The organism is Streptomyces sp. NPDC104381 (genome assembly GCF_055583745.1).
Genome location: NZ_JBVJNK010000001.1, coordinates 760,778 through 785,975, shown reverse-complemented (window position 1 = coordinate 785,975; position 25,198 = coordinate 760,778). Strand labels below are relative to the sequence as shown.

27 protein-coding genes and 1 riboswitch are annotated in these 25,198 nt (G+C 72.4%); of the genes, 13 read left to right on the top strand and 14 right to left on the bottom strand.

Going from position 1 to position 25,198, the window contains the following annotated elements:
* Window positions 1-25: 25 nt before the first annotated feature.
* The 3 genes from ACZ607_RS03545 to ACZ607_RS03535 all read left to right on the top strand — a co-directional run bounded on the left by ACZ607_RS03545 (window position 26) and on the right by ACZ607_RS03535 (window position 3,137).
* Complete coding sequence (locus ACZ607_RS03545; RefSeq protein ID WP_469731270.1) at window positions 26-637, top strand: TetR/AcrR family transcriptional regulator; 612 nt, start codon at window positions 26-28, stop codon at window positions 635-637.
* 354 nt (window positions 638-991) lie between these two features.
* On the top strand, window positions 992-1,609 hold the full coding sequence (locus tag ACZ607_RS03540; RefSeq protein WP_469731269.1) for a DUF4126 domain-containing protein: 618 nt from the start codon (window positions 992-994) through the stop codon (window positions 1,607-1,609).
* Window positions 1,610-1,640: 31 nt separating this feature from the next.
* Complete coding sequence (locus ACZ607_RS03535; protein WP_469731267.1) at window positions 1,641-3,137, top strand: phytoene desaturase family protein; 1,497 nt, start codon at window positions 1,641-1,643, stop codon at window positions 3,135-3,137.
* A gap of 85 nt (window positions 3,138-3,222) precedes the next feature.
* Here the strand turns inward: ACZ607_RS03535 and ACZ607_RS03530 are convergent, their stop codons facing one another.
* The 6 genes from ACZ607_RS03530 to ACZ607_RS03505 form a co-directional block, all read right to left on the bottom strand.
* Window positions 3,223-4,158: a hypothetical protein gene (locus tag ACZ607_RS03530; RefSeq protein WP_469731266.1), complete on the bottom strand. Its 936-nt coding sequence runs from the start codon at window positions 4,156-4,158 to the stop codon at window positions 3,223-3,225.
* Window positions 4,159-4,208: 50 nt separating this feature from the next.
* Window positions 4,209-5,126, bottom strand: coding sequence for a methylenetetrahydrofolate reductase [NAD(P)H] (gene metF / locus ACZ607_RS03525; protein ID WP_469731264.1), 918 nt, complete (start codon window positions 5,124-5,126; stop codon window positions 4,209-4,211).
* Between the two features lie 191 nt (window positions 5,127-5,317).
* A complete protein-coding gene (thiE, locus tag ACZ607_RS03520; protein ID WP_469731262.1) occupies window positions 5,318-5,968 on the bottom strand; it encodes a thiamine phosphate synthase in 651 nt (216 codons plus the stop codon).
* Between the two features lie 146 nt (window positions 5,969-6,114).
* Window positions 6,115-6,480 (bottom strand): Rv2175c family DNA-binding protein, encoded by a 366-nt coding sequence (locus tag ACZ607_RS03515; RefSeq protein ID WP_104789789.1) that lies wholly within the window; start codon window positions 6,478-6,480, stop codon window positions 6,115-6,117.
* A 62-nt stretch (window positions 6,481-6,542) separates the two neighbouring features.
* Window positions 6,543-7,781 (bottom strand): NAD(P)/FAD-dependent oxidoreductase, encoded by a 1,239-nt coding sequence (locus ACZ607_RS03510; RefSeq protein WP_469731260.1) that lies wholly within the window; start codon window positions 7,779-7,781, stop codon window positions 6,543-6,545.
* A gap of 28 nt (window positions 7,782-7,809) precedes the next feature.
* A complete protein-coding gene (locus ACZ607_RS03505) occupies window positions 7,810-8,151 on the bottom strand; it encodes an avidin-fold protein (protein WP_469731258.1) in 342 nt (113 codons plus the stop codon).
* Window positions 8,152-8,202: 51 nt separating this feature from the next.
* Window positions 8,203-8,315: riboswitch (TPP riboswitch) on the top strand.
* On the opposite strand from ACZ607_RS03505, the gene thiO reads away from it, so the two are divergent.
* The 5 genes from thiO to ACZ607_RS03480 all read left to right on the top strand — a co-directional run bounded on the left by thiO (window position 8,313) and on the right by ACZ607_RS03480 (window position 13,566).
* Window positions 8,313-9,530, top strand: coding sequence for a glycine oxidase ThiO (gene thiO / locus ACZ607_RS03500; protein ID WP_469731256.1), 1,218 nt, complete (start codon window positions 8,313-8,315; stop codon window positions 9,528-9,530). Its footprint overlaps the riboswitch before it by 3 nt.
* Window positions 9,527-9,799 (top strand): sulfur carrier protein ThiS, encoded by a 273-nt coding sequence (gene thiS, locus ACZ607_RS03495; protein ID WP_469731254.1) that lies wholly within the window; start codon window positions 9,527-9,529, stop codon window positions 9,797-9,799. Before thiO ends, thiS begins: the two co-directional genes overlap by 4 nt.
* A 1-nt stretch (window position 9,800) precedes the next feature.
* Window positions 9,801-10,595, top strand: coding sequence for a thiazole synthase (locus ACZ607_RS03490; protein WP_469731252.1), 795 nt, complete (start codon window positions 9,801-9,803; stop codon window positions 10,593-10,595).
* Window positions 10,596-10,744: 149 nt separating this feature from the next.
* Window positions 10,745-12,667, top strand: a complete 1,923-nt coding sequence (gene pknB, locus ACZ607_RS03485; RefSeq protein WP_469731250.1) for a Stk1 family PASTA domain-containing Ser/Thr kinase — start codon at window positions 10,745-10,747, stop codon at window positions 12,665-12,667.
* 35 nt (window positions 12,668-12,702) lie between these two features.
* On the top strand, window positions 12,703-13,566 hold the full coding sequence (locus ACZ607_RS03480; protein ID WP_469731248.1) for a deoxyribonuclease IV: 864 nt from the start codon (window positions 12,703-12,705) through the stop codon (window positions 13,564-13,566).
* A gap of 31 nt (window positions 13,567-13,597) precedes the next feature.
* On the opposite strand, the gene ACZ607_RS03475 is transcribed toward ACZ607_RS03480, so the two are convergent.
* Window positions 13,598-14,230, bottom strand: a complete 633-nt coding sequence (locus tag ACZ607_RS03475) for a sulfite oxidase-like oxidoreductase (protein ID WP_469731247.1) — start codon at window positions 14,228-14,230, stop codon at window positions 13,598-13,600.
* A gap of 155 nt (window positions 14,231-14,385) precedes the next feature.
* Between ACZ607_RS03475 and bfr the strand changes: the two genes are divergently transcribed.
* Window positions 14,386-14,865, top strand: coding sequence for a bacterioferritin (gene bfr, locus ACZ607_RS03470; RefSeq protein ID WP_469731245.1), 480 nt, complete (start codon window positions 14,386-14,388; stop codon window positions 14,863-14,865).
* Between the two features lie 45 nt (window positions 14,866-14,910).
* On the opposite strand, the gene ACZ607_RS03465 is transcribed toward bfr, so the two are convergent.
* Together ACZ607_RS03465 and ACZ607_RS03460 are read right to left on the bottom strand one after the other, a co-directional pair.
* Complete coding sequence (locus ACZ607_RS03465; protein ID WP_469731243.1) at window positions 14,911-15,180, bottom strand: (2Fe-2S)-binding protein; 270 nt, start codon at window positions 15,178-15,180, stop codon at window positions 14,911-14,913.
* 162 nt (window positions 15,181-15,342) lie between these two features.
* The gene (locus ACZ607_RS03460) at window positions 15,343-16,689 is read right to left on the bottom strand and encodes a class II 3-deoxy-7-phosphoheptulonate synthase (RefSeq protein ID WP_469731242.1); all 1,347 of its coding nucleotides are present in this window, start codon (window positions 16,687-16,689) and stop codon (window positions 15,343-15,345) included.
* A gap of 104 nt (window positions 16,690-16,793) precedes the next feature.
* Here ACZ607_RS03460 and ACZ607_RS03455 point away from each other — a divergent pair, with 104 nt between their 5' ends.
* Window positions 16,794-16,850 carry a trp operon leader peptide gene (locus ACZ607_RS03455; protein WP_124277238.1) on the top strand — a complete coding sequence of 19 codons (57 nt, stop codon included), beginning with the start codon at window positions 16,794-16,796 and terminating at the stop codon, window positions 16,848-16,850.
* A 95-nt stretch (window positions 16,851-16,945) separates the two neighbouring features.
* Window positions 16,946-18,853: an anthranilate synthase family protein gene (locus ACZ607_RS03450; RefSeq protein WP_469731240.1), complete on the top strand. Its 1,908-nt coding sequence runs from the start codon at window positions 16,946-16,948 to the stop codon at window positions 18,851-18,853.
* A gap of 18 nt (window positions 18,854-18,871) precedes the next feature.
* On the opposite strand, the gene ACZ607_RS03445 is transcribed toward ACZ607_RS03450, so the two are convergent.
* The 4 genes from ACZ607_RS03445 to ACZ607_RS03430 form a co-directional block, all read right to left on the bottom strand.
* A complete protein-coding gene (locus ACZ607_RS03445; protein ID WP_469731238.1) occupies window positions 18,872-19,876 on the bottom strand; it encodes a 2-hydroxyacid dehydrogenase in 1,005 nt (334 codons plus the stop codon).
* A 91-nt stretch (window positions 19,877-19,967) separates the two neighbouring features.
* A complete protein-coding gene (locus ACZ607_RS03440) occupies window positions 19,968-20,612 on the bottom strand; it encodes a response regulator (RefSeq protein WP_469731846.1) in 645 nt (214 codons plus the stop codon).
* A gap of 62 nt (window positions 20,613-20,674) precedes the next feature.
* A complete protein-coding gene (macS, locus tag ACZ607_RS03435) occupies window positions 20,675-21,892 on the bottom strand; it encodes a MacS family sensor histidine kinase (RefSeq protein WP_469731845.1) in 1,218 nt (405 codons plus the stop codon).
* A 59-nt stretch (window positions 21,893-21,951) separates the two neighbouring features.
* Window positions 21,952-22,671: a lysophospholipid acyltransferase family protein gene (locus ACZ607_RS03430; RefSeq protein WP_469731237.1), complete on the bottom strand. Its 720-nt coding sequence runs from the start codon at window positions 22,669-22,671 to the stop codon at window positions 21,952-21,954.
* A gap of 218 nt (window positions 22,672-22,889) precedes the next feature.
* Between ACZ607_RS03430 and ACZ607_RS03425 the strand changes: the two genes are divergently transcribed.
* Together ACZ607_RS03425 and ACZ607_RS03420 are read left to right on the top strand one after the other, a co-directional pair.
* Window positions 22,890-23,669, top strand: a complete 780-nt coding sequence (locus ACZ607_RS03425) for an alpha/beta hydrolase (RefSeq protein ID WP_469731235.1) — start codon at window positions 22,890-22,892, stop codon at window positions 23,667-23,669.
* Window positions 23,662-24,330 carry a hypothetical protein gene (locus ACZ607_RS03420; protein WP_469731233.1) on the top strand — a complete coding sequence of 223 codons (669 nt, stop codon included), beginning with the start codon at window positions 23,662-23,664 and terminating at the stop codon, window positions 24,328-24,330. The genes ACZ607_RS03425 and ACZ607_RS03420 overlap by 8 nt, the downstream gene beginning before the upstream one ends.
* Window positions 24,331-24,421: 91 nt before the next feature.
* Here ACZ607_RS03420 and ACZ607_RS03415 read toward each other — a convergent pair whose 3' ends face one another.
* Window positions 24,422-25,183 carry an endonuclease/exonuclease/phosphatase family protein gene (locus tag ACZ607_RS03415; RefSeq protein ID WP_469731231.1) on the bottom strand — a complete coding sequence of 254 codons (762 nt, stop codon included), beginning with the start codon at window positions 25,181-25,183 and terminating at the stop codon, window positions 24,422-24,424.
* Window positions 25,184-25,198: the final 15 nt, after the last annotated feature.

The window sequence follows — 25,198 nt, the reverse complement described above, 5'->3', positions numbered from 1 at the left end:
GCCGGGACCTGTGAGAATCAGGGGCATGGACAGCAGTGGCACCACGCGTCGCCAGGTCACCCGGCAGAAGCTCTACGAGGCGGCGGTGACCCTCATCGCGGAGAAGGGGTTCTCCGCGACGACGGTGGACGAGATCGCCGACCGCGCCGGGGTGGCCAAGGGCACGGTGTACTACAACTTCAAGAGCAAGATCGAGCTGTTCGAGGAACTGCTGCGGCACGGCGTAGGACTGCTCACCCAGTCGCTGCGGTCCGCCGCGGACTCGACGGAGGAGCGCGGCGGCACCCGTGTGGAGGCGCTGGACGCGATGATCAGGGCGGGTCTGGTCTTCATCGACCGCTACCCGGCCTTCACCCAGCTGTACGTCGCCGAGCTCTGGCGCACCAACCGCGCCTGGCAGTCGACCCTCCTGGTGGTGCGCCAGGAGGCGGTGGCCGTCGTCGAGGGGGTGCTCAGGGAAGGCGTAGCGGCCGGCGAGCTCAGCGAGGAGATCGACATCCAGCTGACGGCGGCCGCCCTGGTCGGGATGGTCCTGGTCGCGGCACTCGACTGGCAGGCGTTCCAGCCCGAGCGGACGATCGACGACGTGCACTCCGCGCTGTCGCTGCTGCTGCACGGGCGGGTCAGCGGCCACTGAACCGCGGCCCCGGGGCACGAGCACGGAAAAACGCCGGTCCGGTGGAATTCGATCCCCCCGAATTCCGCCGGACCGGCGTCCCGTACCGCCGCGAAGCCCTCCCCCGTGACCCCGTGTCCCCCGTGGTCCCGGAGCTCCGCGCCGTGCGCCCCCGTTGTGTCCGGGGTGCGGCGCCCGTTCCGCCGCCCCGTGCCGGCGGTCCGGGCGCCGCGCCCCTTCCGTGGTCCCCACTCTGCCGTCCGCGCAGGTGGGGGCCCATCCGCATCCCTACTCATCTCATGAACTAGGTAGAGATACTCAGGTGTGTGCGGAAGGCCCCACCCAGGGGTCACCCGACTGGTTACGATCGCGTCCGTGTCCGTACTCCCCCTGGTGTTCACGAGCGGCTGGGCGAGCGGGATCAACGCCTACGCGGTGGTCCTCCTCCTCGGCCTCTTCGGCGCGACCGGTCTCACCGACGAGGTGCCCGAGTCCCTCCAGCGCACCGATGTGCTCGTGATCGCAGCAGTGCTGTTCCTGTGCGAGGCGGTGGCCGACAAGATCCCGTACGTGGACTCGGTCTGGGACACCGCGCACACGGTGATCCGGCCCGTGGCGGGCGCGGTCGTGGCGGCGCTGCTGGCCGGTGGGGACGGGTCGCTGCCGGAGCTCGCGGCGGGTGCGATCGGTGGTTCGACGGCGCTGGTGAGCCACCTGGTGAAGGCCGGGACCAGGATGGCGGTCAACACCTCGCCGGAACCCTTCAGCAACGTCGGGGTCAGCGTCCTGGAGGACCTGGGGGTCGCCGGGGTCATCACCTTCGCGGTCTTCAACCCGGTGGCCGCGGCGGTCGTCGCCGGGACCCTGTTGCTGCTCGGGCTGCTGGTCGTGGTCTTCCTGGCCTCCCGGATCCGCCGGTTCCTTCGCCGCAGGGCCCGGCGCCGCGCGGAGGCACGTCCGGCCGGAGCGGGCGGGCGGTGGCCTCACGGATGATGTGTCGGTGGCACCCCTTAAGGTCACTGACATGGCACGAATTGCGGTGATCGGCGCCGGCACCGGCGCGATGGCGGCGGCGGCCCGGCTCTCCGTGGCCGGCCACCGGGTGACGGTGTACGAGCGGTCGGAAACGTACGGCGGCTCGCTCGGTCGGTATGCGCGTGACGGCTTCGTCTTCGACACCGGCCCCGGGCTGCTCCACCTGCCCGCGGTCCACCGCGACCTGTTCGTGAAGACCGGCAAGGAGAGCCTGGAGCAGTGCGTCACGCTCACCCAGGTCGACCCGGCGAGCCGCCATCTCTTCGCTGACGGCACCGAGGTGTCGCTGCCCAACGCCTCACGGGCGGGCGTGGTCCGCGCGCTGGACCGGGCGCTCGGTGAGGGGGCCGGGGCCCGGTGGGGGGACTTCCTGGACCGGGCGGGTACGGCCTGGGACCGGTCCCGCAGGCCGCTCCTGGAGGAGCCGCTGCCCGAGGACCCGGGGACGCTGAGCCGCGATCCGTACCCGGCGGTGCGCCGGCGCAGGCTGCTGCGCACCGCCCGGCAGGCGACGACGGTGGCGGAGGTGGGCGCCTGGGAGCTGGCCGACCCCCGCCTGGCGGCCCTGCTCGACGGCTACGCCCTGTCGTACGGCCTCGATCCCCGCCGCGCCCCGGCCGCCGCGGCCCTCCTGCCGTACATGGAGGAGACCTTCGGCACCTGGTACGTCGCCGGGGGCATGCGCGCGCTGGCCGACGCGGTGTACGAGCGGTGCCTGGCCCGCAAGGTGGAGTTCGTCTTCGGGGCCGAGGCGGTCCGGGTCTCCGAGAAGGACGGGCGTGCGGCCGGGATCGAGCTGGCGGACGGCCGGAGCGTGGACGCGGATCACGTGGTCCTGGGCGCACAGCCGGCGCCCGGGTTCCTGCCCGCCCAGCAGGAGCGGCCCGCCGGGGCGCAGGGCGCTCCGGTGCCGGGCCGCTTCCTCGTCCTGCTGTCGCTGCGCGGCGCCCGGGAGGCCGGCGCCGTCCACCGCACGCTGGTGCACGCGGTGGACGCCGCCGCGGAGCAGGAGGCGGTGTTCGGCGGCCGGACGGCCGAGGGGCCGACGGTGACGGTGCTGCGCCCGGACGACCCGGCCACCCGTCCCGACGAGGATCACGAGGCGGTGACCCTGGTGGCGACGGTTGCGCCGCACGGCCCCGTCGACTGGACGGACGCGGCGCTGCGCGAGCGGTTCGCGGACGTGGTGATCGGGCGGGCCGCCGAGGCGATGCCCGGCCTCCGCGAACGGATACTCCACGCCGAGGTGCGTACGCCCGCCGAGACCGCGGCCGACACCGGGGCGGAGGGCGGCTCGGTGCCCGCTCCCGCCCTGGCCGGGGCCGGGGGCGCGTATCTGCACGCCGGGAACCGCACGCCGCTGCCGGGGCTGTATCTGGCGGGCGGCTGGTCGCATCCGGGCGGCGGGACGGCCCACGCCGGGATGTCGGGGGCGCTGGTCGCCGGACTGGTCGTGGAGGGCGACGGCTTCCGCGGCTCGCGGTGAGCCCGCGCCCCGGTGTGCGGCTCGCGGTGAGGCCACGCCCCGCACACCGTGGCCGGCCGCCGGATGCCGACGGCCGGACGGCCGGTCAGTAGCGGTACTGCTCGTTCTGCCCGGTGTCGTACCCGTTGTTGCCGTACGGGGCCTGGACGGGCGCCTCCGGCGGCAGCGGGGGGTACTGGTCGCCCTCGCGCTGCTGCGGGACCCAGACGCCGCCCGGCGGGGTGTCGGTGTACTGCCCCGTGCTGTACGGGTCCACGGGCTGCTGCCCGCCGCCGTAGGAGGGGTCGTACCCGCCGCCGTAGGTGTGGTCGTACGCGGTGTACTGCCCGGTGCCCGTGGTGGTGTCCGTGCCGATGTACGGGTCGGAGTAGGCGGCGTAGCCCTGCTGGTCCGTGCCGTAGTCGTACTGGCCCGCGTAGGTGCCCTGGTCCTGGTACGTGTCCTGGCCGTCCTGGCCCGGGTAGCCCTGGCCGGCGTAGGGGTCCTGGGGGGTCTGGCCGTAGCCGGTGTACGGGTCGTAGCCGGCGTACTGGGGCTGGGCTTCGCCGTGCTGGTCCTGGCCCGCGTCGCGGCCGGCCGGGGCGGGGTCGGTGTAGACGCCGTACTGCCCGGTGTCGTCCGGCATCGGCTCCGGTTCGTAGACCGCCGCGGGGGCGGCGGGCTCCGGCTGCTGCTGGTCACCCTCGTACTCCACGCCGGAGACCTCGAGTGTGGGCTTCCGGCTGACCGGGCCGCCCGCCCCGCGCCTGCGGCGGCTCTCACCGGGGCTGCCGCCTATGGCCCATCCCGTCGAGAAGCCGCGCCGGAAGGAGAGCGTCACATACGTCTGGCCCGTCGCGAAGGCGATCGCCCCGAGGGCGATCACCAGCACGGAGGGGATCAGAACGCCCAGGACCACACCGAGGAATCCGGCGAAGGCCAGCAGACGCCAGCGCAGGCGTGCCTTGTACTGCAGCAGGACCTCACCCAGCAGCCACAGCGCCACTATGCCGAATGCGATGTAGAGGACCGTCCAGCCCACGCCCGCCCCCTCCTACGGCCACCGCCCCGGTTGGTGGCGGGTACGGCCGGTCAGGACTGCTTGTGCAGTCCGAGATTCTCGTAGATCTCGAGTGTCGCCGTCGAGTTGTTGAGCGTGATGAAGTGCAGCCCCGGGACACCCTCGGAGAGCAGTTTCGCGCAGAACTCCGTGGCGAACTCGATGCCAATGGAGCGTACAGCGGCCGGGTCGTCCTTCGCGGCGAGGATGCGCTCTTTCAGGGCGGAAGGCAGGGACGCGTTGCTGAGCTGCGCGAACCTCTCCAGCTGTTTGACGCTGGTGAGGGGCATCACCTCGGGAATGACCGGGGTGTCGCAACCCGCGGCGACCACACGGTCACGCATCTGCAGATAACTCTCCGGCTGGAAGAACATCTGGGTGATCGCGTAGTCGGCGCCGGCGCGGCACTTGTCCACGAAATGACCGATGTCGGTGTCCCAGTCGGTGGATCGCGGATGCATTTCGGGAAAGGCCGCGACGCCGACGCAGAAGTCACCGGCCTCCTTGATCAGCCGGACGAGGTCCGCCGCGTACCGCACGCCCTGCGGGTGCTCGATCCACTCGCCCATCGGGTCGCCGGGCGGGTCGCCGCGCACCGCGAGGATGTTGCGGATCCCGGCATCGGCGTACTGACCGACCATGTTGCGCAGCTCGGCCACGGAGTGGTCGACGGCGGTGAGGTGCGCGACCGGGGTGAGGGTGGAGTCCGCCGCGATCTGCTGGGTCGCCCGGACCGTCCCGGCGCGGGTCGAACCGCCCGCCCCGTACGTCACGGAGACGAAGCTCGGTCCCACCGCCTCGACCCGGCGCAGGGCGTTCCAGAGGTTCCGTTCGCCCTTCTCGGTCTTGGGCGCCCAGAACTCGAACGAGAACGACGTCTCGCCGGTCGCGAGCAGCTCACGCACGGTGCGCGCGTGATCTGTCCTGGTGGAAGGTGTGCCAAGGGCCATATGGGGAGGTTAACCAGGGCCCGGCGGTACCCCAACCAGAGAGGGCGAATTGCCCGGAATGCGGTAGGTTTTGTCCACCCCTCGGACATCCCTTCGGCACCGCCTTCCCGGCGGCCTCCCGAGGGGGCTTTCCCGCAGCCTTTCCAGGGGCCTTTCCGGCGGCCTTCCGAGCGGCCCCGGTCCGGCCCGGCTCAGAGCGCGCGGGCCCGGATCCGCCCCGCGAGCGACGCGGCGGCCTCGCCCGGATCGGCCGCCTCGGTGATCGCCCGCACGACGACGACGCGGCGGGCTCCGGCGTCCAGCACCTCGTCCAGATTGCCCGCGTCGATCCCGCCGATCGCGAACCAGGGGCGCGCGGGGGCGAGCGAGGCGGCGTGACGCACGAGGCCGAGGCCCGGGGCGTACCGGCCGGGCTTGGTCGGGGTGGGCCAGCAGGGGCCGGTGCAGAAGTAGTCGACGCCGTCCTGGGCGACGGCGGCCTCGACCTCGGCCTCGGCATGGGTGGAGCGGCCGATCAGCACGTCGTCACCCAGGAGGGCCCGGGCGGCGGGCACGGGCAGATCGCCCTGCCCGAGGTGCAGCACGTCGGAGCCGATGGCATGGGCGACGTCGGCCCGGTCGTTCACGGCGAGGAGCGCGCCGTGGCGCTTGCAGGCGTCGGCGAACACGGCGAGGTGGTCGAGCTCCTCGGCCGCCTCCATGCCCTTGTCCCGCAACTGCACGATGTCCACCCCGCCGGCCAGCACGGCGTCGAGGAACTCGGGGAGGTCGCCCTGCCGCTTGCGGGCGTCCGTGCAGAGGTAGAGCCGGGCTCCGGAGAGCCGCTCGCGAGGCGTGGACATGAAGAATTCCCCCGTCGGTGCGTCGTTGGATCACTGATGCGGCGACCGTGCGCCCGTACGTCGGTGGACCGCCGTGCCGGCAGTCCGGTGACGGCGGGGTGCGGGCCGTGTGTGCCACGGCCCGCACCCCGCTCACGGTCGTCCGGTCAGACGGCGAGCGCCTGGGCCCGGCGCTTCACCTCCGTACCGCGATTCTCGCTCAGGGCCTGCGCGGGGGTGCCGGGCAGGGTCGGGTCGGGGGTGAAGAGCCAGTCCAGCATCTCTTCGTCGTTGTAGCCGTCGTCCCTCAGGAGCGTCAGGGTGCCGGCGAGGCCCTTGACCACCTTGTTGCCGTCGATGAAGGCGGCAGGCACCTGGAGCGCCCGGTTCTCACCACGTCGTACGGCGATGAGCTGGCCCTCCTTGACCAGCTGCCGTACGCGCGTCACCTCGACATCGAGCATTTCCGCGATGTCGGGAAGGTGGAGCCAGGCGGGGACGAGAGCATCGATCTTTGCGTCAATCTCGGTCACAAGGACAAGCGTGCCATCCCGGACCGACAGTCGGTACCCGGGCCGACCGTACGAGGCCGTGCCTACCCCCGGAGCACCGCCGATTTCAGCGGTACGGAGGAGTCGGCGGCCCGCGCCGGGTCGATCCGCGCCCCCGCCTCGACGAGCTTGCGCCCCTGGGCCAGGTCCCGGGGCCGGCTGACCGCCAGCACGGCGACGAGGACTCCCTGCCGCAGCCAGCAGACCGTCCAGGCCGGGTCCGCCGGGTCGCCCCGCCACACCAGCGTGTCGGCGCCCGCGTGGTGCCCGGCGTACTGCACGAAGCGGCCGAACTGCTCGGACCAGAAGTAGGGCACCGGGTCGTACGTCCTGACCGTGCCGTCCGCGAGGGCGGCCGCGACCGTCCGGGGCCCCTGCAGGGCGTTGTCCCAGTGGTGGACCAGGAGCCGCTCCCCGTAGCGGGCGGACGGGAAGGAGGCGCAGTCACCGACGGCGTGGACGTCGGGCAGCGAGGTGCGCAGGAAGCTGTCCGCGGTGACCGAGCCGTCCGGGCCGAGCGCGATGCCCGAGCCGGCCAGCCACCCGGTGGCGGGGCGGGCGCCGATGCCGACGACCACGGCCCCGGCGGGGATCACGCGCCCGTCGGCCAGATGGACGGCGCCCTCCGCGACGCGGGCGACCCGGGCGCCGGTGAGGAGTTCGGCTCCGCTCCCGGCGTACCAGGCGGCCATCGGCTCGGCGACCTCGGCGGGCATCGTGCCGGCGAGGGGGCGGCCGGCGGCCTCCACGACGGTGACCGCGCAGCCGGCCGCGCGGGCGGCGGTCGCGAACTCGGCGCCGATCCAGCCCGCTCCGACGACGACCACGTCGTGCTGCCGCTCCAGGACGGGCCGCAGCCGCGCCGCGTCGTCCAGGGTGCGCAGCAGATGGACTCCGGGCACGCCCTCGGAACCGGGCAGCGCGACGGGCTCGGCGCCGGTGGCGAGGACCAGCTCGTCGTAGGCGACGGGGCCCTCCGGGGTGTCCAGCTCGTGCTCCCCGGCGCGCAGGCCGCTCACGTCGAGGCCCAGGCGCAGGGTGATGTCCAGGGCCTCGAAGTCGACGTCGAAGGCGGAGCTCTCCGCCGTGCCGAGCAGGACCGCCTTGGAGAGCGGCGGCCTGTCGTACGGCTGGTGGGGTTCGGCGCCGATCAGGGTGACCGGGCCCGTGAAGCCCTGTTCGCGCAGGGCCACGGCCGTCTGCACACCGGCCATGCCGGCGCCCACGATCACGACGCCGTGCGGCTGCCGTCCGGACGCCCGGTCCTGTGTCTGCTCACTCACCCGTCCACCCTAGTCACCTGACGTTCCATCAGCTCGCGAGCTCCTCCACCACGCTCGTCCCGCTGCCCTCCTGGGACTCCCACTCCCAGGCCTCGTCCAGGCGCACCCGCCCGTCCGGGAGGTCGGTGACGGTGGAGACGCAGTGGCCCGACGAGGTCGTCCCGTCCTGCTTGAGCTGGACGTACCTGAAGTCGAGGGTGTCGCCCTCCCGGGTGCCCACGAGGTGTCCCCGCACGACGTCGCCGCCCGCGTACTCGGCCCAGATCCGGCCGTCCCGCTCGTGGTAGGCGAAACGGGTGCGGGTCCCGACCTGGCCGGGGGCCTGGTCGGCCACCGGCGAGAGGACGAGTCCGTCGAGCGAACGGGCCACGGGTACGGCTCCCTTACTGCCTGCACGGGGTGGGGTCTAGGCTGGCCACCGTAAGGCACTCGCGGGAGCCCGGACGCACCGGGCTGAGAGGGAGGCTGACCGGCCTCCGACCGTACGAACCTGATCCGGGTCATGCCGGCGAAGGGAGGGGCTGGACGCCCATGGGCATCTCCGCAGACGGTTCCGACGTCCTGGTCGTCGGAGGCGGCATCATCGGTCTGGTGACCGCCTGGCGGTCGGCCCAGCGCGGCCTGAGCACCACGCTCGCCGATCCCGAACCGGGTGGCGGGGCCGCCCAGGTCGCGGCCGGGATGCTCGCGGCCGTCACCGAACTCCACTACGGCGAGCAGAAGCTGCTCGGTCTCAACGTGGCCTCCGCGGCGCGCTATCCGGCGTTCGTGTCCGAGCTGGAGGAGGCGAGCGGGCAGGAGACCGGCTTCCGCGCCTGCGGCACCCTGTCGGTCGCGCTGGACTCCGACGACCGGGCGCACCTGCGGGAGCTGCACGCGCTGCAACAGCGCTCCGGGCTGGAGTCCGAGTGGCTCACCGGCCGTGAGTGCCGCCGTCTGGAGCCGATGCTCGCCCCGGGTGTGCGCGGCGGGCTGCGGGTCGACGGGGACCATCAGGTGGATCCCCGCCGGCTGGCCTCGGCGCTGGTCACCGCGTGCGACCGGGCGGGGGTGGTGTTCCGCCGCGCCTGGGTCGAGCGGCTCTCCGTGGCGGGCGGCCGTGCGACGGGCGCGGTGCTGGCGGACGGCACGGAGCTCACCGCCGGCCAGGTGGTCCTCGCGGGCGGCAGCCTCAGCGGCCGGCTCGCGGGTGTCCCCGAGGCCGTCGTGCCGCCGGTGCGCCCGGTCAAGGGGCAGGTGCTGCGGCTGACCGTGCCTTCCGCGTACGCCCCCTTCCTCAGCAGGACGGTGCGGGCCGTCGTGCGCGGCGCGCAGGTCTATCTGGTGCCGCGGGCCAACGGTGAGCTGGTGGTCGGCGCGACCACCGAGGAGCTCGGCTGGGACACCACGGTCACCGCGGGCGGGGTGTACGAGCTGCTGCGCGACGCCCATGAGCTGATGCCCGGCATCACGGAGCTGCCGCTGACGGAGACCCGGGCCGGTCTGCGGCCCGCCTCGCCGGACAACGCGCCGCTGCTGGGGCCCACGGCCCTGCCCGGCCTGCACCTCGCCACCGGGCACCACCGCAACGGGGTGCTGCTGACCCCCGTCACCGGTGAGGTGATGGCCCATGTGCTGACCACCGGCGAGCTGCCGGAGCTGGGCCGCCCCTTCGCGCCCGGCCGCTTCGCCGCCGCCGCGTCCCCGGAGGCCGCACCGGCCTCCTTCCCCGAACAGACCGCCCCCGCGCCGCAGGAGCAGCCCGTATGACACCGCACGTGCCCGCAGCCGACCCCGCCGCCTCCCACGACGGCCCGGATGCCGCCGCGTCCGCCGCCGTCTCGGTCTCCGTCAACGGGGACGTCCGCACCGTCCCCGCAGGCACCGCGCTGGACACCCTGGTCGCGGAGCTGACCGCCGCACCGTCCGGGGTCGCCGCCGCGGTCAACGAGGCCGTCGTCCCACGCGGCAGGTGGTCCGCCACCACGCTCGCCGACGGCGACCGCGTCGAGGTCCTCACCGCGGTCCAGGGAGGCTGAGATGTCCGACGATCTCTTCACGCTCGGCGCCACCACGTTCTCGTCCCGGCTGATCATGGGGACGGGCGGGGCTCCCAGCCTCGACGTGCTGGAACGCTCCCTGATCGCCTCGGGCACCGAGCTGACCACCGTGGCGATGCGCCGCCTCGATCCGACGGTCCGGGGTTCGGTGCTCTCCGTCCTGGAGCGCCTCTCGATCCAGGTCCTGCCGAACACGGCGGGCTGCTTCACCGCGGGCGAGGCCGTGCTGACCGCCCGGCTGGCCAGGGAGGCGCTGGGCACCGACTGGATCAAGCTGGAGGTCGTGGCCGACGAGCGGACCCTGCTGCCCGACCCGATCGAGCTGCTGGACGCCGCCGAGATCCTGGTCGACGACGGCTTCACCGTGCTGCCGTACACCAATGACGACCCGGTCCTGGCCCGCAAGCTCCAGGACGTGGGGTGCGCGGCGATCATGCCGCTGGGCTCCCCCATCGGCTCCGGGCTCGGCATCCGCAACCCGCACAACTTCCAGCTGATCGTCGAGCAGGCCGCGGTCCCGGTGATCCTGGACGCGGGCGCCGGAACCGCGTCGGACGCGGCGCTGGCGATGGAGCTGGGCTGTGCCGCTGTGATGCTCGCCTCGGCGGTGACCCGGGCGCAGGAGCCCGAGCTGATGGCCGCGGCGATGCGGCACGCGGTGGACGGCGGGCGCCTGGCGTACCGGGCGGGACGCATCCCGCGCCGCCATTTCGCCGAGGCGTCCTCGCCGGTGGAGGGCCGCGCGGTGCTCGATCCGGAGCGCCCCGCGTTCTGAGATCCGGGTCCCCGCCCGCCGGGATCCGCGCCCCGGCGGCGGTTCTCCCGTCACCACGCGTGCATGCCCTTGTCACGGCTCGGCACCGGAACCGTCCCCCGGGTGCCGGGCCCATCCGCGGTGTCCGTGGCAGCTCGTAGACTCGCCCCGTGGACACGACCCTCCAGGACCCCCTTGTCGGGCAGCTGCTCGACGGCCGCTATCGCATCGATGCACTCATCGCCGTCGGCGGTATGGCCACGGTCTACCGGGCCATGGACACCCGGCTCGACCGGGTGCTCGCCCTCAAGGTCATGCACCCCGCCCTGGCGACCGACGCCGCGTTCGTCGAGCGCTTCATCCGCGAGGCCAAGTCCGTCGCGCGGCTGGCCCACCCCAATGTGGTGGCCGTCTTCGACCAGGGCGCCCAGGGCGCGTACGTCTATCTGGCGATGGAGTACGTCGCCGGGTGCACCCTGCGCGACGTCCTGCGCGAGCGCGGTGCGCTCCAGCCGCGGGCCGCGCTGGACATCCTCGAACCGATCCTGGCCGCGCTCGGCGCCGCGCACCGCGCGGGCTTCGTCCACCGCGACATGAAGCCGGAGAACGTCCTGATAGGGGACGACGGCCGGGTGAAGGTCGCCGACTTCGGTCTCGTACGCGCGGTGGGGACCGCCACGGACACCACCGGCTCGCTCCTGGGCACGGTCTCGTACCTCGCCCCGGAGCAGATCGAGCAGGGCACGGCCGACACCCGGTCCGACGTGTACGCCTGCGGTGTGGTGCTCTACGAGATGCTGACCGGTGGCAAGCCCCACGGCGGGGAGACCGCCGCGCAGGTCATCTACCAGCATCTGAACGAGGACGTCCCCGCGCCGTCCGGTGCCGTGCCGGGTCTGGCCGCCGGGCTGGACGAGCTGGTGGCCGCCGCGACGGCGCGCGACCCCGATCTCCGCCCGGAGGACGCGGTGGCCCTGCTCGCCCGGTCCCGCGAGATACGGGCGGGTCTCACCGAGGAGCAGCTCGACGCGTCGCCTCCGCAGGCCGTCACGGGGGAGCACGACGCCGCCGAGGACCGTACGAGCGTGATCCCCCGGGTGATTCCGCCCGGCCAGGGCACGGCGCACCACACCAGTCGGCTGGAGATGCCTCCGCCCGACCCCCGGGGGCCCGGGCGCGGGCGGCGCGGACTCCTGTCCGGCCGGGGCCGGCGCGGGCCGCTCGCCCTGCTCGTCGCCGTCCTGCTGGTGCTGGGGGCCGGTGCGGGCGTCTGGTACATCAACTCGGGCCAGTTCACCCGGGTCCCCTCCCTCCTGGGCCAGACGCAGAGCGCCGCCGAGAAGCGGCTCGCGGACGAGGGCCTCGATCTGAAGGGTGTGGAGCGCGCCTACAGCGACACGGTGAAGCGCGGCACGGTGATCAGCAGCGATCCTGGCTCGGGTGAGCGGATCCGGGGCAACGACGCGGTGAAGCTGGTGATCTCGCGCGGCCCGGAGATCGTGAAGGTCCCCGACGTCGAGTCGCTCGCCCTCGCCGAGGCCCGGCGTGAGCTGAAGAAGACGGGGCTCGCGCCCGGCATGGTGACGCGGGAGTTCAGCGAGGAGATCGACCGGGGCAAGGTGATCCGTACGGAGCCGCGGGCCGGCACCGAGCGCCACCCCGACTCCGCGGTCGCCCTGGTCGTCAGCAAGGGCAGCCCCGTCGACGTGCCCGATGTCACCGGACTCTCCGTCGAGGACGCCACGGCCGCCCTGGACGAGGAGGGCCTGAAGGCGAAGGTGCTGACCGACCGGGTCAACTCCCCCGAGGAGGCCGGCGACATCGCCCGGCAGACACCCGGAAGCGGCGCGGAGGCCGCCGAGGGCGACACCGTGGAGCTGACCGTCTCCAAGGGCCCGCGCATGCTCCCGGTCCCGGACGTCACGGGGAAGGACGTCGACGAGGCCCGGAGCGCACTGGAGGAGGCGGGGTTCGAGGTCAAGGTGGACCGTCCGTTGCTCTCCTTCAGCGACACGGTCAAGAGCCAGTCGGTGGAGGGCGGCGAGAAGGCCGCCGAAGGCTCCACGATCACCATCAGGACCAAGGCCCTGTAGGCAAGCCCAGTAGACACCCCGAAGGCTGGCAGCACATGCGCAACCCCATCGGCGGCCACGTTCCCGTGGCCGGCGGACTCGCCAAGATCGGCCTCGGCTACGCCCGTGAGCTGGCGGCGGAGACCGTGCAGGTCTTCGTCGCCAATCCGCGCGGCTGGGCGACCCCGCCCGGCAATCCGGCGCAGGACGAGCTGTTCCGCGCGGAGTGCGCGGCGGCGGCGCTCCCCGCGTACGTCCATGCCCCGTACCTGATCAACTTCGGCTCGCACACCGAGGCCACGGTCGAGCGGTCGGTCCTCTCCCTGCGGCACTCGCTGCGCAGGGCGCGGGAGATCGGCGCCCTGGGGGTGGTGGTCCACACCGGCTCGGCGACCGGCGGGCGTCCGCGTGAGACGGCCCTCGCCCAGGTCCGTACGCACATGCTCCCGCTGCTGGAGGAGCTGACCCACGACGACGACCCGTTCCTGCTGCTGGAGTCGACCGCCGGGCAGGGCTCCTCGCTCTGTTCGCGGACCTGGGACTTCGGCCCGTACTTCGAGGCCCTGGACTCCCACCCCAAGCTGGGGATCTGTCTGGACACCTGCCACATCTACGCGGCGGGCCACGACCTGACCGGGCCCGTCGGCATGCGGCAGACCCTGGACCTGCTGGTGGAGACGGTCGGCGAGGGCCGGCTGAAGCTGATCCACGCCAATGACTCCAAGGACGTGGTGGGCGCCCACAAGGACCGGCACGAGAACATCGGCGCGGGTCACATAGGCGCCGAGCCGTTCCGCGAGCTGTTCTCGCACCCGGCGACCGAGGGGGTGCCTCTGATCATCGAGACACCGGGCGGCAAGGAGGGCCATGCGGCGGACGTGGCGCGGCTGAAGGAGCTCAGGGGCGCCACCACCGGGTGAGGGGCCGCGCCCTCAGGGGCCGGCGGACCGCTCAGAGCTCGGGGCCGTCCCCGGGCTCCTCCTGGTAGGAGTAGCGCTGCTCGCTCCACGGGTCGCCGATGTTGTGATAGCCGCGCTCCTCCCAGAAACCGCGGCGGTCGGCCGACATGTATTCGATGCCGCGGACCCATTTGGGGCCCTTCCAGGCATACAGATGCGGGACGACCAGACGCAGCGGGAATCCGTGTTCGGCGGTGAGCAGTTCCCCGTCCTTATGGGTGGCGAACAGCGTCCGGTCCGACACGAAGTCCGCGATCCGGAGGTTCGAGCTGAATCCGTATTCCGCCCAGACCATCACATGGGTGACGTGGGGTGCGGGCGGTGCCAGTTCCAGCACCTCGCGGGCCAGGATTCCGCCCCATTCGGCGCCGAGCATGCTGAATTTGGTCACGCAGTGGAGGTCCGCGACGACCGAGGAGAAGGGAAGTGCCGTGAATTCCTGGTGATTCCAGCAGTGCTTGTCACCGTCGGCCGTCGCCCCGAAGACCCGGAACTCCCAGCGGTCCGGTTTGAACTTGGGCACGGGCCCGTAATGGGTGACCGGCCAGCCGCGCTGCAGCCGCTGCCCCGGCGGAAGCCCGGACTGCTCTGCTGTGCCGCGTTCCCGGCTTTCCGGCTGACCCATGCCTCCATGGTGACAGACAGCCAGGGGTGGTCATGACCAGGGGAGAGTTGATTCGGGCAACTCATACTAAGCGTGCACTTACTGGACGGCCGCTGGGCGCGATGCGAGGATGCGCGCAAACGTGCCTGGTTCACCGGTTGGAAGGAGCCTCTGCGATGCAGGGCGACCCCGAGGTCCTCGAGTTCCTCAACGAACAGCTGACCGCCGAATTGACTGCCATCAATCAGTACTTCCTGCACGCGAAGATGCAGGAGAACTTCGGCTGGACGAAGCTCGCCAAGTACACCCGCGCGGAATCGTTCGACGAGATGAAGCACGCGGAGATCCTCACGGACCGGATCCTGTTCCTGGACGGGCTGCCCAACTATCAGCGGCTCTTCCATGTGCGGGTCGGCCAGACGGTCACCGAGATGTTCCAGGCCGACCGTCAGGTCGAGGTCGAGGCCATCGACCGCCTCAAGCGCGGCATCGAGGTGATGCGCGGCAAGGGGGACATCACGTCGGCGAACATCTTCGAGGCCATCCTGGAGGACGAGGAGCACCACATCGACTATCTCGACACCCAGCTGGATCTGATCGAGAAGCTCGGTGAGCCGCTCTACATCGCCCAGGTGATCGAGCAGCCGGACAGCTGATCCACCGGCCGCTCCGGTACGGTTCCGCGGCCCCGGGCGTCGGGCTCAGGCGGCGTCGGGGAGCCCGGCACCGGTGGTGCCGCCGAGCGTGACGGGCGCACCGGCCGGGGCGCCCGTCGGCGCCGTACGTCCCTCGACGAGGTCACGGCGCGGGCATTCGCCCCGGCCGAGCAGCGCCTGGATCCTGCGGACGCAGCCGCCGCAGTCGGTGCCCGCCTTGCAGGCGGAGGCGATCTGGCGAGGCGTGCACGCTCCGCCGTCCGCATGCTGCTTGACCTGGGCCTCGGTGATGCCGAAGCAGGAGCAGACGTACATGCGGTTCACCTCCCGACGGGTCGATCGCTGCGCCGTCCCGATCTTTTTCGGTGAGGCTAACCTAACCTTACCCGCGAGCCCGTGGCCACAAAAGCCCGGGTACGCCTGTGGGGCACGGATCACATCGATCCGTGCCCCACGTGCGTCACCAGGGAAGATCCCCTACTGGTCGCGGTACATCTCGGCGACCAGGAAGGCCAGGTCGAGGGACTGGCTGCGGTTGAGGCGCGGGTCGCAGGCCGTCTCGTAGCGCTGGTGGAGGTCGTCCACGAAGATCTCGTGGCCGCCGCCGACGCACTCGGTGACGTCGTCACCCGTGAGCTCGACGTGGATGCCGCCGGGGTGCGTCCCGAGCTGCTTGTGCACCTCGAAGAAGCCCTTGACCTCGTCCAGGACGTCGTCGAAGCGGCGCGTCTTGTGGCCGGAGGCGGCCTCGAAGGTGTTCCCGTGCATCGGGTCGGTCACCCACACCACCTGGGCGCCGGACGCGGTGACCTTCTCGACCAGCTCGGGGAGCTTGTCGCGGACCTTGTCGGCACCCATGCGGACGATGAAGGTCAGCCGGCCCGGCTCGCGCTCGGGGTCGAGGCGGTCGATGTAGCCGAGCGCCTCGTCGACGGTGGTCGTCGGGCCGAGCTTGATGCCGATCGGGTTGCGGATCTTCGACGCGAACTCGATGTGCGCGCCGTCCATCTGGCGGGTGCGCTCACCGACCCAGACCATGTGGCCCGAGGTGTCGTAGAGCTGGCCGGTGCGCGAGTCGGTGCGGGTCAGCGAGGACTCGTAGTCCAGCAGCAGCGCCTCGTGCGAGGCGTAGAACTCGACCGCCTTGAACTCGGCCGGGTCCGTGCCGCACGCCTTCATGAAGTTCAGCGCGTTGTCGATCTCGCGGGCCAGGGCCTCGTAACGCTGCCCGGACGGCGAGGACTTCACGAAGTCCTGGTTCCAGGCGTGCACCTGGCGCAGGTCGGCGTACCCACCGGTGGTGAAGGCGCGCACCAGGTTCAGCGTCGAGGCGGACGCGTGGTACATCCGCTTCAGCCGCTCGGGGTCCGGGATACGGGCCGCCTCGGTGAACTCGAAGCCGTTGACGGAGTCACCGCGGTACGTCGGCAGGGTCACGCCGTCGCGGGTCTCGGTCGGCTTGGAGCGGGGCTTGGAGTACTGACCGGCGATCCGGCCGATCTTGACGACCGGCACGGAGGCGGCGTACGTCAGGACGGCGCTCATCTGGAGCAGCGTCTTCAGCTTGGCCCGGATGTGCTCGGCGGACACGGCGTCGAAGGCCTCGGCGCAGTCGCCGCCCTGAAGCAGGAACGCCTCGCCCTTGGCGACGGCTCCCAGGCGGGCGCGCAGCTGGTCGCACTCGCCCGCGAAGACGAGCGGAGGATACGACTCGAGGTCCGCGAGTACGTCGCGCAGAGCCTCGGCATCGGGGTACTCGGGCTGCTGCGCCGCGGGAAGGTCTCGCCAGGTGTGGCCACCGGCGACGGAGGTATTGGCGTTCACGGTCACCTTGACAACATTACGGGGTCGGCGAGTGCGCCCCCGCCGCCCGCTCAACAAATGAGACGCGCGCTCGTTTGTCCACCACTTCCGCTAGGGTACGTGGCATGTTCGCGCAGACGACCCAGAACTGGTGGTGGACCGCTCATCCGGCGGCCCGCTGATTCATCGCGCGTACAGACTTCGCGAAGGCCGCCCGAGGGGCGGCCTTCTCCGCGTTCCGGAGCCGGAGCCGTTCCTCCCCCAGGAAGGAACACCCATGCCCGAGCCCACGTCCGACGGCCCCGACCGTACGGCCGACGTGCTGTCCCGACTGCTCCGTGACGACGCCCCGCCCTTCGCCCTGCTGCGCCGGCGCACACCCGGCCGGGACCACGACGTCGTCGAGGTCCTGACCGGCGAGGTGCGGGAGGTGGAGCGGCTCGCCGGCATCCCGGTGGGCGAGCTGCCCTCGCTGGCCCTGGTGCCCTTCCGGCAGATCGCCGAGCGCGGTTTCGACGTGCGGGACGACGGGACCCCGCTCGCCGTGCTGGTCGCCGACCAGGCGTACGAGCTGCCGCTGGCCGAGGTCCTCGCCGCTCTGCCCGGCCATGACGTGCGCGTCGAGGACGGCTCCTTCGACGTCCCGGACGAGGAGTACGCGGACATCGTCCGGCAGGTGGTGGACAACGAGATCGGCCGGGGCGAGGGCGCGAACTTCGTGATCCGGCGCACCTTCGGCGGCGAGATCCCCGGCTTCGGCAGGGCCGACGCGCTGGCGCTGTTCCGGCGGCTGCTGGCGGGCGAGCGGGGCGCGTACTGGACGTTCGTGGTGCACACCGGGGACAGGGCCTTGGTGGGCGCCAGCCCGGAGGTCCATGTGCGGATGTCCGGCGGGACCGTCGTGATGAACCCCATCAGCGGGACCTACCGCTACCCGGCCGAGGGGCCGACGGCCGAGGGCCTGCTGGCCTTCCTCGGCGACCGCAAGGAGACCGAGGAGCTCTCCATGGTGGTCGACGAGGAGCTCAAGATGATGTGCACGGTCGGCGACATGGGCGGGGTGGTGGTCGGCCCCCGGCTCAAGGAGATGGCCCATCTCGCGCACACGGAGTACGAGTTGCGCGGGCGTTCCTCGCTGGATGTGCGCGAGGTCCTGAAGGAGACCATGTTCGCCGCGACGGTCACCGGCTCCCCGGTGCAGAACGCCTGCCGGGTGATCGAGCGGTACGAGCCCGGGGGCCGGGGCTACTACGCCGGTGCCCTGGCGCTGGTGAGCCAGGAGCCGGGCGGGTCGCAGACGCTGGACTCGCCGATCCTGATCCGCACCGCGGACATCTCGGCGTCGGGCCGGCTGCGGGTGCCGGTGGGCGCCACGCTCGTACGCCACTCCGACCCCGAGGGGGAGGTCGCCGAGACCCACGCGAAGGCGGCCGGGGTGCTCGCCGCGCTGGGTGTGAGGCCGGGCAGGCCCGCGTCGGAGGCGGACCGTCCCCGGCTGGCCTCCGACCCACGGGTGCAGGCCGCCCTGGACGACCGGCGCGGCGGTCTGGCCCCCTTCTGGCTGCGGATGCAGGAGCGCGCACGGGACCTGTCCGGCCACGCCCTGGTGGTCGACGGCGAGGACACCTTCACGGCGATGCTGGCGCACCTGCTGCGTTCCTCGGGCCTCACGGTGTCTGTGCGCCGCTACGACGAGCCCGGGCTGCGCGCGGCCGTGCGGGCGCACGAGGGCCCGGTGGTGCTGGGTCCCGGGCCCGGCGATCCCCGGGACGCGGCCGATCCGAAGATGCGGCTGCTGAGGGCGCTGGCGGCCGAGCTCGTCGCGGAGCACCGCCACGGGCTGCTCGGGGTCTGCCTCGGCCATGAGCTGATCGCGGCCGAGCTGGGCCTGGAGATCGCGCGGAAGGCCGTACCGCACCAGGGGGCGCAGACCCGCATCGATCTGTTCGGCAGGCCCGAGACCGTCGGCTTCTACAACAGTTTCACCGCGCTCTGCGACGGGGCGGCGGCCACGGAGCTGGGTGCGCACGGCATCGAGGTGAGCCGTGACACGGCCTCGGGCGAACTGCACGCGCTGCGGGGCCGGGGCTTCGCGTCGGTGCAGTTCCACCCGGAGTCGGTGCTGACGCTGCGCGGCGCGGCGATCGTGACGGGGCTGCTGGCGGCGCTGCCGGTGGCCGGCTGAGGGGCCCGCGGGCGCCGTCTACCGCGCGGGCGGTGCCGGGACCAGGACGTTGTCGCTGCGGCGGCCCGCCAGGTGGTCGGCGACGTTCTGCACGGTGGCGTCGATGATCTGCCCCACGGCGTCGCTGGTGTAGTACGCCTGGTGCGAGGTCACGATGACGTTCGGGAAGGTGATGAGCCGTGCGAGGGTGTCGTCGTCGATGCCCTCCACGGACTTGTCGACGTAGAAGAGCCCAGCCTCCGCCTCGTAGACGTCGAGCCCGACGCCGGCGAAGCGGCCGCTCCGCAGCTCGGTGACGAGCGCGCGGGTGTCGATGAGGCCTCCACGGCTGGAGTTGACCAGGATCGCGTCGTCCTTCATGAGGGACAGCGCCTCCTTGCCGATGACGTGCTGCGTGGCGGGCAGCAGCGGCACGTGGAGGCTGATCAGGTCGGCCTCGGCGAAGAGGCGCTCCTTGTCGACGTACGTCATGCCGAGCGCGGTGCAGGCGGGGTTCTCGGCGACGTCCCAGCCGAGCAGTTCCATGCCGAAGCCGTGGGCGATCCGGGTGAACGCCTCACCGATCTTGCCCGTGCCGACCACACCGGCCGTGCGGCCGTGCATGTCGCGGCCGAGGAGCCCGTGGAGCCGGAAGTCGAAGTCGCGGGTGCGGCTCACCGCGCGGACGATGCGGCGGTTGACGGCCATGGCCAGGGCCCAGGCGAACTCGGCGACCGAGTAGGGCGAGTAGTACGAGACCCGGGCGACGCACAGGCCGAGCCGTTCGGCGACGTCGAGGTCGATGTTGTTGAAGCCGGTGGAGCGCTGGGCGATCATCCGCGTGCCGCCCGCCGCGAGGGTCTGCAGGACGCGGGCCCCGAGGTCGGCGTTGACGCTGGTGGAGATGATCTCGTGGCCCGCGGCGATCGGGGCGGTGTCCTCGGTGAGGAAGACGTCCAGGCAGCGGACGTCGTGCAGGCCGGCGAAGGCCTTCTCGATCAGTGGCTTCTCGTCGGACTGCACGCCGAATGCCAGGATTTCCACGACGTCTCCCGGATGAGGGGGCGGGGCCGGTCCTCGCGAATATACGGCCCGCGCCCCCGGCGCGCCCGAGGACCGTGGTGGTCCCGGTCCGTCAGGCGTCGTCGAGTCCGGCCTCGATGGCGTAGCGCACGAGCTCCACGCGGTTGTGCAGCTGGAGCTTGCCCAGGGTGTTCTGGACGTGGTTCTGCACGGTGCGGTGGGAGATGACCAGGCGCTCGGCGATCTGCTTGTACGAGAGCCCCTTGGCCACCAGCCGCAGCACCTCCGTCTCCCGGTCGGTGAGCTGCGGGACCGCTCGCTGGTCGGGGGCGGCCGGGGCGGGGTCGGAGGCGAGCCTGCGGTACTCGCCGAGGACCAGTCCGGCGAGACCCGGGGTGAAGACCGGGTCGCCGGCGGCGGTCGCGCGCACCGCGTCGGTCAGCTCCTGGGTGCTGGCCGACTTCAGCAGATAGCCGGTGGCACCGGACTTCACGGCCTCCAGGACGTCGGCGTGCTCGCCGCTGGCGGAGAGCACCAGGACACGCAGTCCCGGCTGCGATCCGACGAGCTCCTTGCAGACCTGGGCGCCGGGCATCCCCGGCAGGTTCAGGTCGAGCACCAGGACGTCGGGGACCGCCGCCCTGGCCCGGCGGACGGCGCCGGGGCCGTCGCCCGCGGTCGCGACCACGTCGAAGCCGGACTCGGCAAGGTCGCGGGCCACGGCGTCGCGCCACATCGGATGGTCGTCGACGACCATCACCTTGATGGCGCGCTCCCCGGATTCCTGCGTCCGCGGTGCGCTCGGTGTACTCGGTGTACTCATCGGGTCGTTCCTGCCTTCCCCCGTGAAACCTTCGGGACCTTCAATTCGACCTCGGTGCCCTGGCCCGGGACCGAGATCAGTTCCGCTGTGCCGCCCAGATCGCGCAGCCGGCCGCGGATCGAGAGGGCGACGCCGAGACGGCCCTCCCCCTCCGCCTGGTCGAGCCTGCCCTCCGGGATGCCCGGGCCGTCGTCCCGGACCGTGACGATCACCTCGTCCGGCTCGTCCTCGACCAGGATCCACGCCTGGGCGTCCGGCCCGGCGTGGACCCGTACGTTGTCCAGGGCGGCGCTCACCGCGGCGGCGAGCTCCCGCGCCGCGCCGGCCGCGAGCACCACCGGGGCGCCTGGCTCGGCGAAGGTGACCCGGGAGCCGGCGTGCGGGGCGAGCAGCGCGCGCAGGTCCGCCTCGGCGCTCTCCGGCTCGTCGGCCACCACCGCGCGGACCACCGCGCCCTCGGCGCTGTCCTCGGAGACCCGGGTCGTGGGGACCAGCCCGCTGGAGACCAGGGTCCGCAGGGCGACCTCCTGCTCCCCCGCCATCCGGCCGAGCTCCGCGGCCTCACCGCCCAGCGCCGTGCCGCGCCGCTGGACCATGGCCAGGACCTGGAGGACGCTGTCGTGGATGTCGCGGGCGAGCCGTTCCCGCTCCCGGGTCGCGGCCTCGATCTCCAGGGCCCGTGCCAGGGTGCGTTCACTGGCGCGGGCCACCTCGACGACGTAGCCGATGGCGATGGAGGCGACCCAGACCAGGATCACGTTGTGGAAGGTGTCCCTGCTGGGCTCGCCGCGCTCGATGATGTTGGCGACGGCGACGAGGGTGGAGGCGAAGGCCGCCCAGCGCCAGCCGCCCTTGAGCGCGAAGGCCAGGACGGAGCCCGCCGTCCAGATCGACGGCAGCGTCGGTCCGTCCATGTGCTGGGCGTCGAAGTCGGCGAGCGGGGTCAGCAGGACCCCGGTCAGGGCCACGGTGAGGTCCAGGCCGAGGAAGCGCTTGGTGCAGCTGACGGCGTTGGCGACCCGGGGAAGGGTGGCGAGGGTCCAGACGGCGAGGCACCCGAGGTAGGCCATGGCCACCCAGGGCCGCTCGTACTTCGCGTGGCCGAAGCCCGCGAGCAGCACCGCGTAGGCCAGTGTCAGCACGCGGTACGCGGTCAGCGCGCGCCACAGCGGCTGCTCGACCGACATCCGTACGACCCGTTCCCGCCCCGCCATCTGCACTCCCCCGGTTCCCGCCCCTGCCATGCTGCCCGCTCCGGACGGCCGGCCGCGCCCTACGCGCCGGACCGGCCCGTCCCCTTCTTCTTCGCCTCCTCGGCGATCTGCCGCTTGGCCGCGGTCGCGTAGATGTCCACGTACTCCTGGCCCGATAGCTTCATGATCTCGTACATGACCTCGTCGGTCACCGAACGCAGGATGAAGCGGTCGCCGTCCATGCCCTGGTAGCGGCTGAAGTCCAGCGGTTCGCCGATCCTGATCCCGGGCCGCATCAGCTTGGGCACCACCTGGCCGGGCGGCTGGATCTTCTCGGTGTCGATCATCGCCACGGGGATGACGGGCGCACCGGTGGCGAGCGCCACCCGGGCGAGGCCCCCGGGCTTGCCCCGGTAGAGCCGGCCGTCGGGCGAGCGGGTGCCCTCCGGGTAGATGCCGAAGAGACCGCCGCTCTCGATGACCTGGATGCCCGCCCTGATGGCCGCCTCGCCGGCGCCGCGGCCGCCGGAGCGGTCCACCGGGAGCTGGCCCACGCCCTTGAAGAACGCGGCGGTGAGCTTGCCCTTCACCCCGGGTGCGGTGAAGTACTCCGCCTTGGCGATGAAGGTCACCTTGCGGTCGAGGACGGCCGGCAGGAAGAAGGAGTCGGAGAACGACAGATGGTTGCTCGCGAGGATCGCCGGCCCGTGTGCGGGGATGTTCTCGAGGCCCTCCACCCACGGCCTGAAGGCGAGCTTCAGGGACCCGCCGATGGAGAACTTCATTGCGCCGTAGATCAACTCTTGTGCCTCCTGTGTGCCGTCGATGAGACCTTAACCCGTGGGGCCGCGGCCTCCCCCGTCCGCCAGGGGGCGGTGTGCCCCACGGCTGCCCGCGCAGGTGACGGCTGCTCGGACGGTGACGGCCCTGGTCGGTGTCGGTCCGGTCGCGTACGGTGAAGTCATCCTTTCGCACACCCCCCGCACCCCCCGCCCCGCTTCATGAACAGGAGACCCCGGTGCCGGTCCTCCCTGGAGCCGAGCCGTTCCGCCACGAGGGCGGAGAGGTCGGCGTCCTCCTCTGTCACGGATTCACGGGTTCGCCGCAGTCCCTGCGCCCCTGGGCCGACTATCTGGCGGAGCGCGGACTGGCCGTGTCCCTCCCGCTGCTGCCCGGGCACGGCACGCGCTGGGAGGACATGGCGGTCACCGGCTGGCAGGACTGGTACGCGGAGGTGGACCGGGAGCTGCGGGTGCTGCGGGCGCGGTGCGAGCAGGTCTTCGTCTTCGGCCTCTCCATGGGCGGGGCCCTGGCGCTGCGCCTCGCCGCGAAGCACGGGGACGAGATCGCGGGCCTGGTGCTGGTGAATCCGGCGAACAAGGTGCACGGCCTCTCGGCGTACGCCCTGCCCGTGGCCCGCCATGTGGTGCGTACGACGAAGGGGCTGACCAGCGACATCGCGCTGGCGGGCGCCGAGGAGGTCGGCTACAACCGGGTGCCGCTGCACGCCGCGCACTCCGTGCGGGCGTTCTTCCGGCTGGTCGACGCCGATCTGCCCCAGGTCACCCAGCCGATCGTGCTGCTGCACAGCCCGCAGGACCATGTCGTGCCGCCGGCGGACTCGGCGCGGATCCTCAGCCGGGTCTCGTCCAGGGACGTCGAGGAGATCCTCCTGGAACAGAGCTACCACGTCGCGACGTTGGACCACGATGCGGAGCGGATCTTCGACGAGAGCTACCGGTTCATCGACCGCCTCGCAACCGATGCCGGCAAGAAGGGGAGCACGTCCGGTGGCTGAGCACGACGCGGAGCGCGCGGGCAGTGACGAGGAGCGCGAACCGCGCCCCACGGAAGGTACGGCTGTCCCCGAGGGCACGGAGGAGGTCCCGCTCGACGAGGCCGCCGCCTGGGAGGCGATCGTCGCGGGATACGGCGAGGAGCCGCCGGACCCGCCGGGCGCCAAGCCGTTCAAGTCGATCGATGACCTGGCCCTGCTGGAGGACGACCAGCTCAACGTGATGGACCCCTCTCCGGAGTCCGGCGCGGGCGGGGACACGGACAAGGGCGTGGGCGGGAAGACGCCCGGCGGTCCGCCGGAGAAGAAGCCGCTCGGCGGTTCCGTCGTCTTCGCGCCGGGGGTCGCGGGACCGCGCGACTACGCGCTGGAGGAGCCCGGGGACGGCGACGCCGACGATCCGGACGACAGCGAGGAGGGGCACTTCGTCCCGCCGGAGCCGCCGCCGCTCCCGGAGGCCGATGTGACGGCCAAGTTCGCCTGGCTCGCCGTCGTCGGCGGCCCGGTGCTGATGCTGGTCGCCGTGCTGATGCAGTGGGAGATGACGTGGTGGCTCACCACGCTCTCCATCGGCGGCTTCCTGGGCGGCTTCGCCACCCTGGTGGCGCGGATGCCCCCCGACGACGACGAGGACGACGAGCCGGGGCGCGGCGCGGTCGTCTGACCCCGGGCGCGGCGCGGACGCACGACGCGGGACCCGCGTGGCCGGCGGCCCGGGCCGGGGCGCGGTATGCCCGGCGGTCCGCGCTCCCGGGTCAGTCCCCCGCGGGCACCCTGAGGGCGGCCAGGACGGGCAGATGGTCCGTGGCCGCCCGCAGGTCGGCGCCGGTGACTCCGGGCAGGTTCGTGGGGACGCCGCAGCCGAGGACCTCGATGCCGCCGGTCGCGAACACCGCGTCGATCCGCTTGCGCGGCGCACCGGGCGGGAAGGTGAGCTCGCCGCCCCACGGCCGCACGGTCCGGCAGTCCTGGAGCCGTCCGGCCAGCCGCCGGAAGGCCTTCCCCTCGGGTACGTCGTTGAGGTCGCCGGCCACCACGGCGTGCGGGACGCCCATCGCCTCCACCCGGTCCAGCACCGCCTCCGCCTGCGCCCGGCGTTCCTCCCCCTGGAGGCTGAGGTGGCAGCTCACGACCCCGATCCGGGTCCCGGCGATCCGTACGACCGCCGTGGCCAGGCCGCGCCGGTGCAGGCCCGGGGTGAGGGGCAGCAGGACGTCCTCGGTGCGCTCCACGGTGGCCCGCAGGGAGCAGAGCAGCAGGGGCCCGGCCGCCGTGGCCCCGCCGCCGAGCATCACCAGGTCGGTCTTGGCCGCGAGCCGGGCCGCCGCCTTGCGCCACCGGAAGAAGCGCGGTGCCTCCTGGACGCACACCAGGTCGGGCGCGCAGGCGCGGATGACACGGGCCAGCGCCTCGGTGTCGTCGCGCAGCGAGCGGACGTTGTAGCTGAGCACCCTGATGACGGCCGAACCGTCCGGCTCGGTACGGGAGTCGGGCAGCGGCGTCTCCATCGTGACCATGGAAGGCACGATACG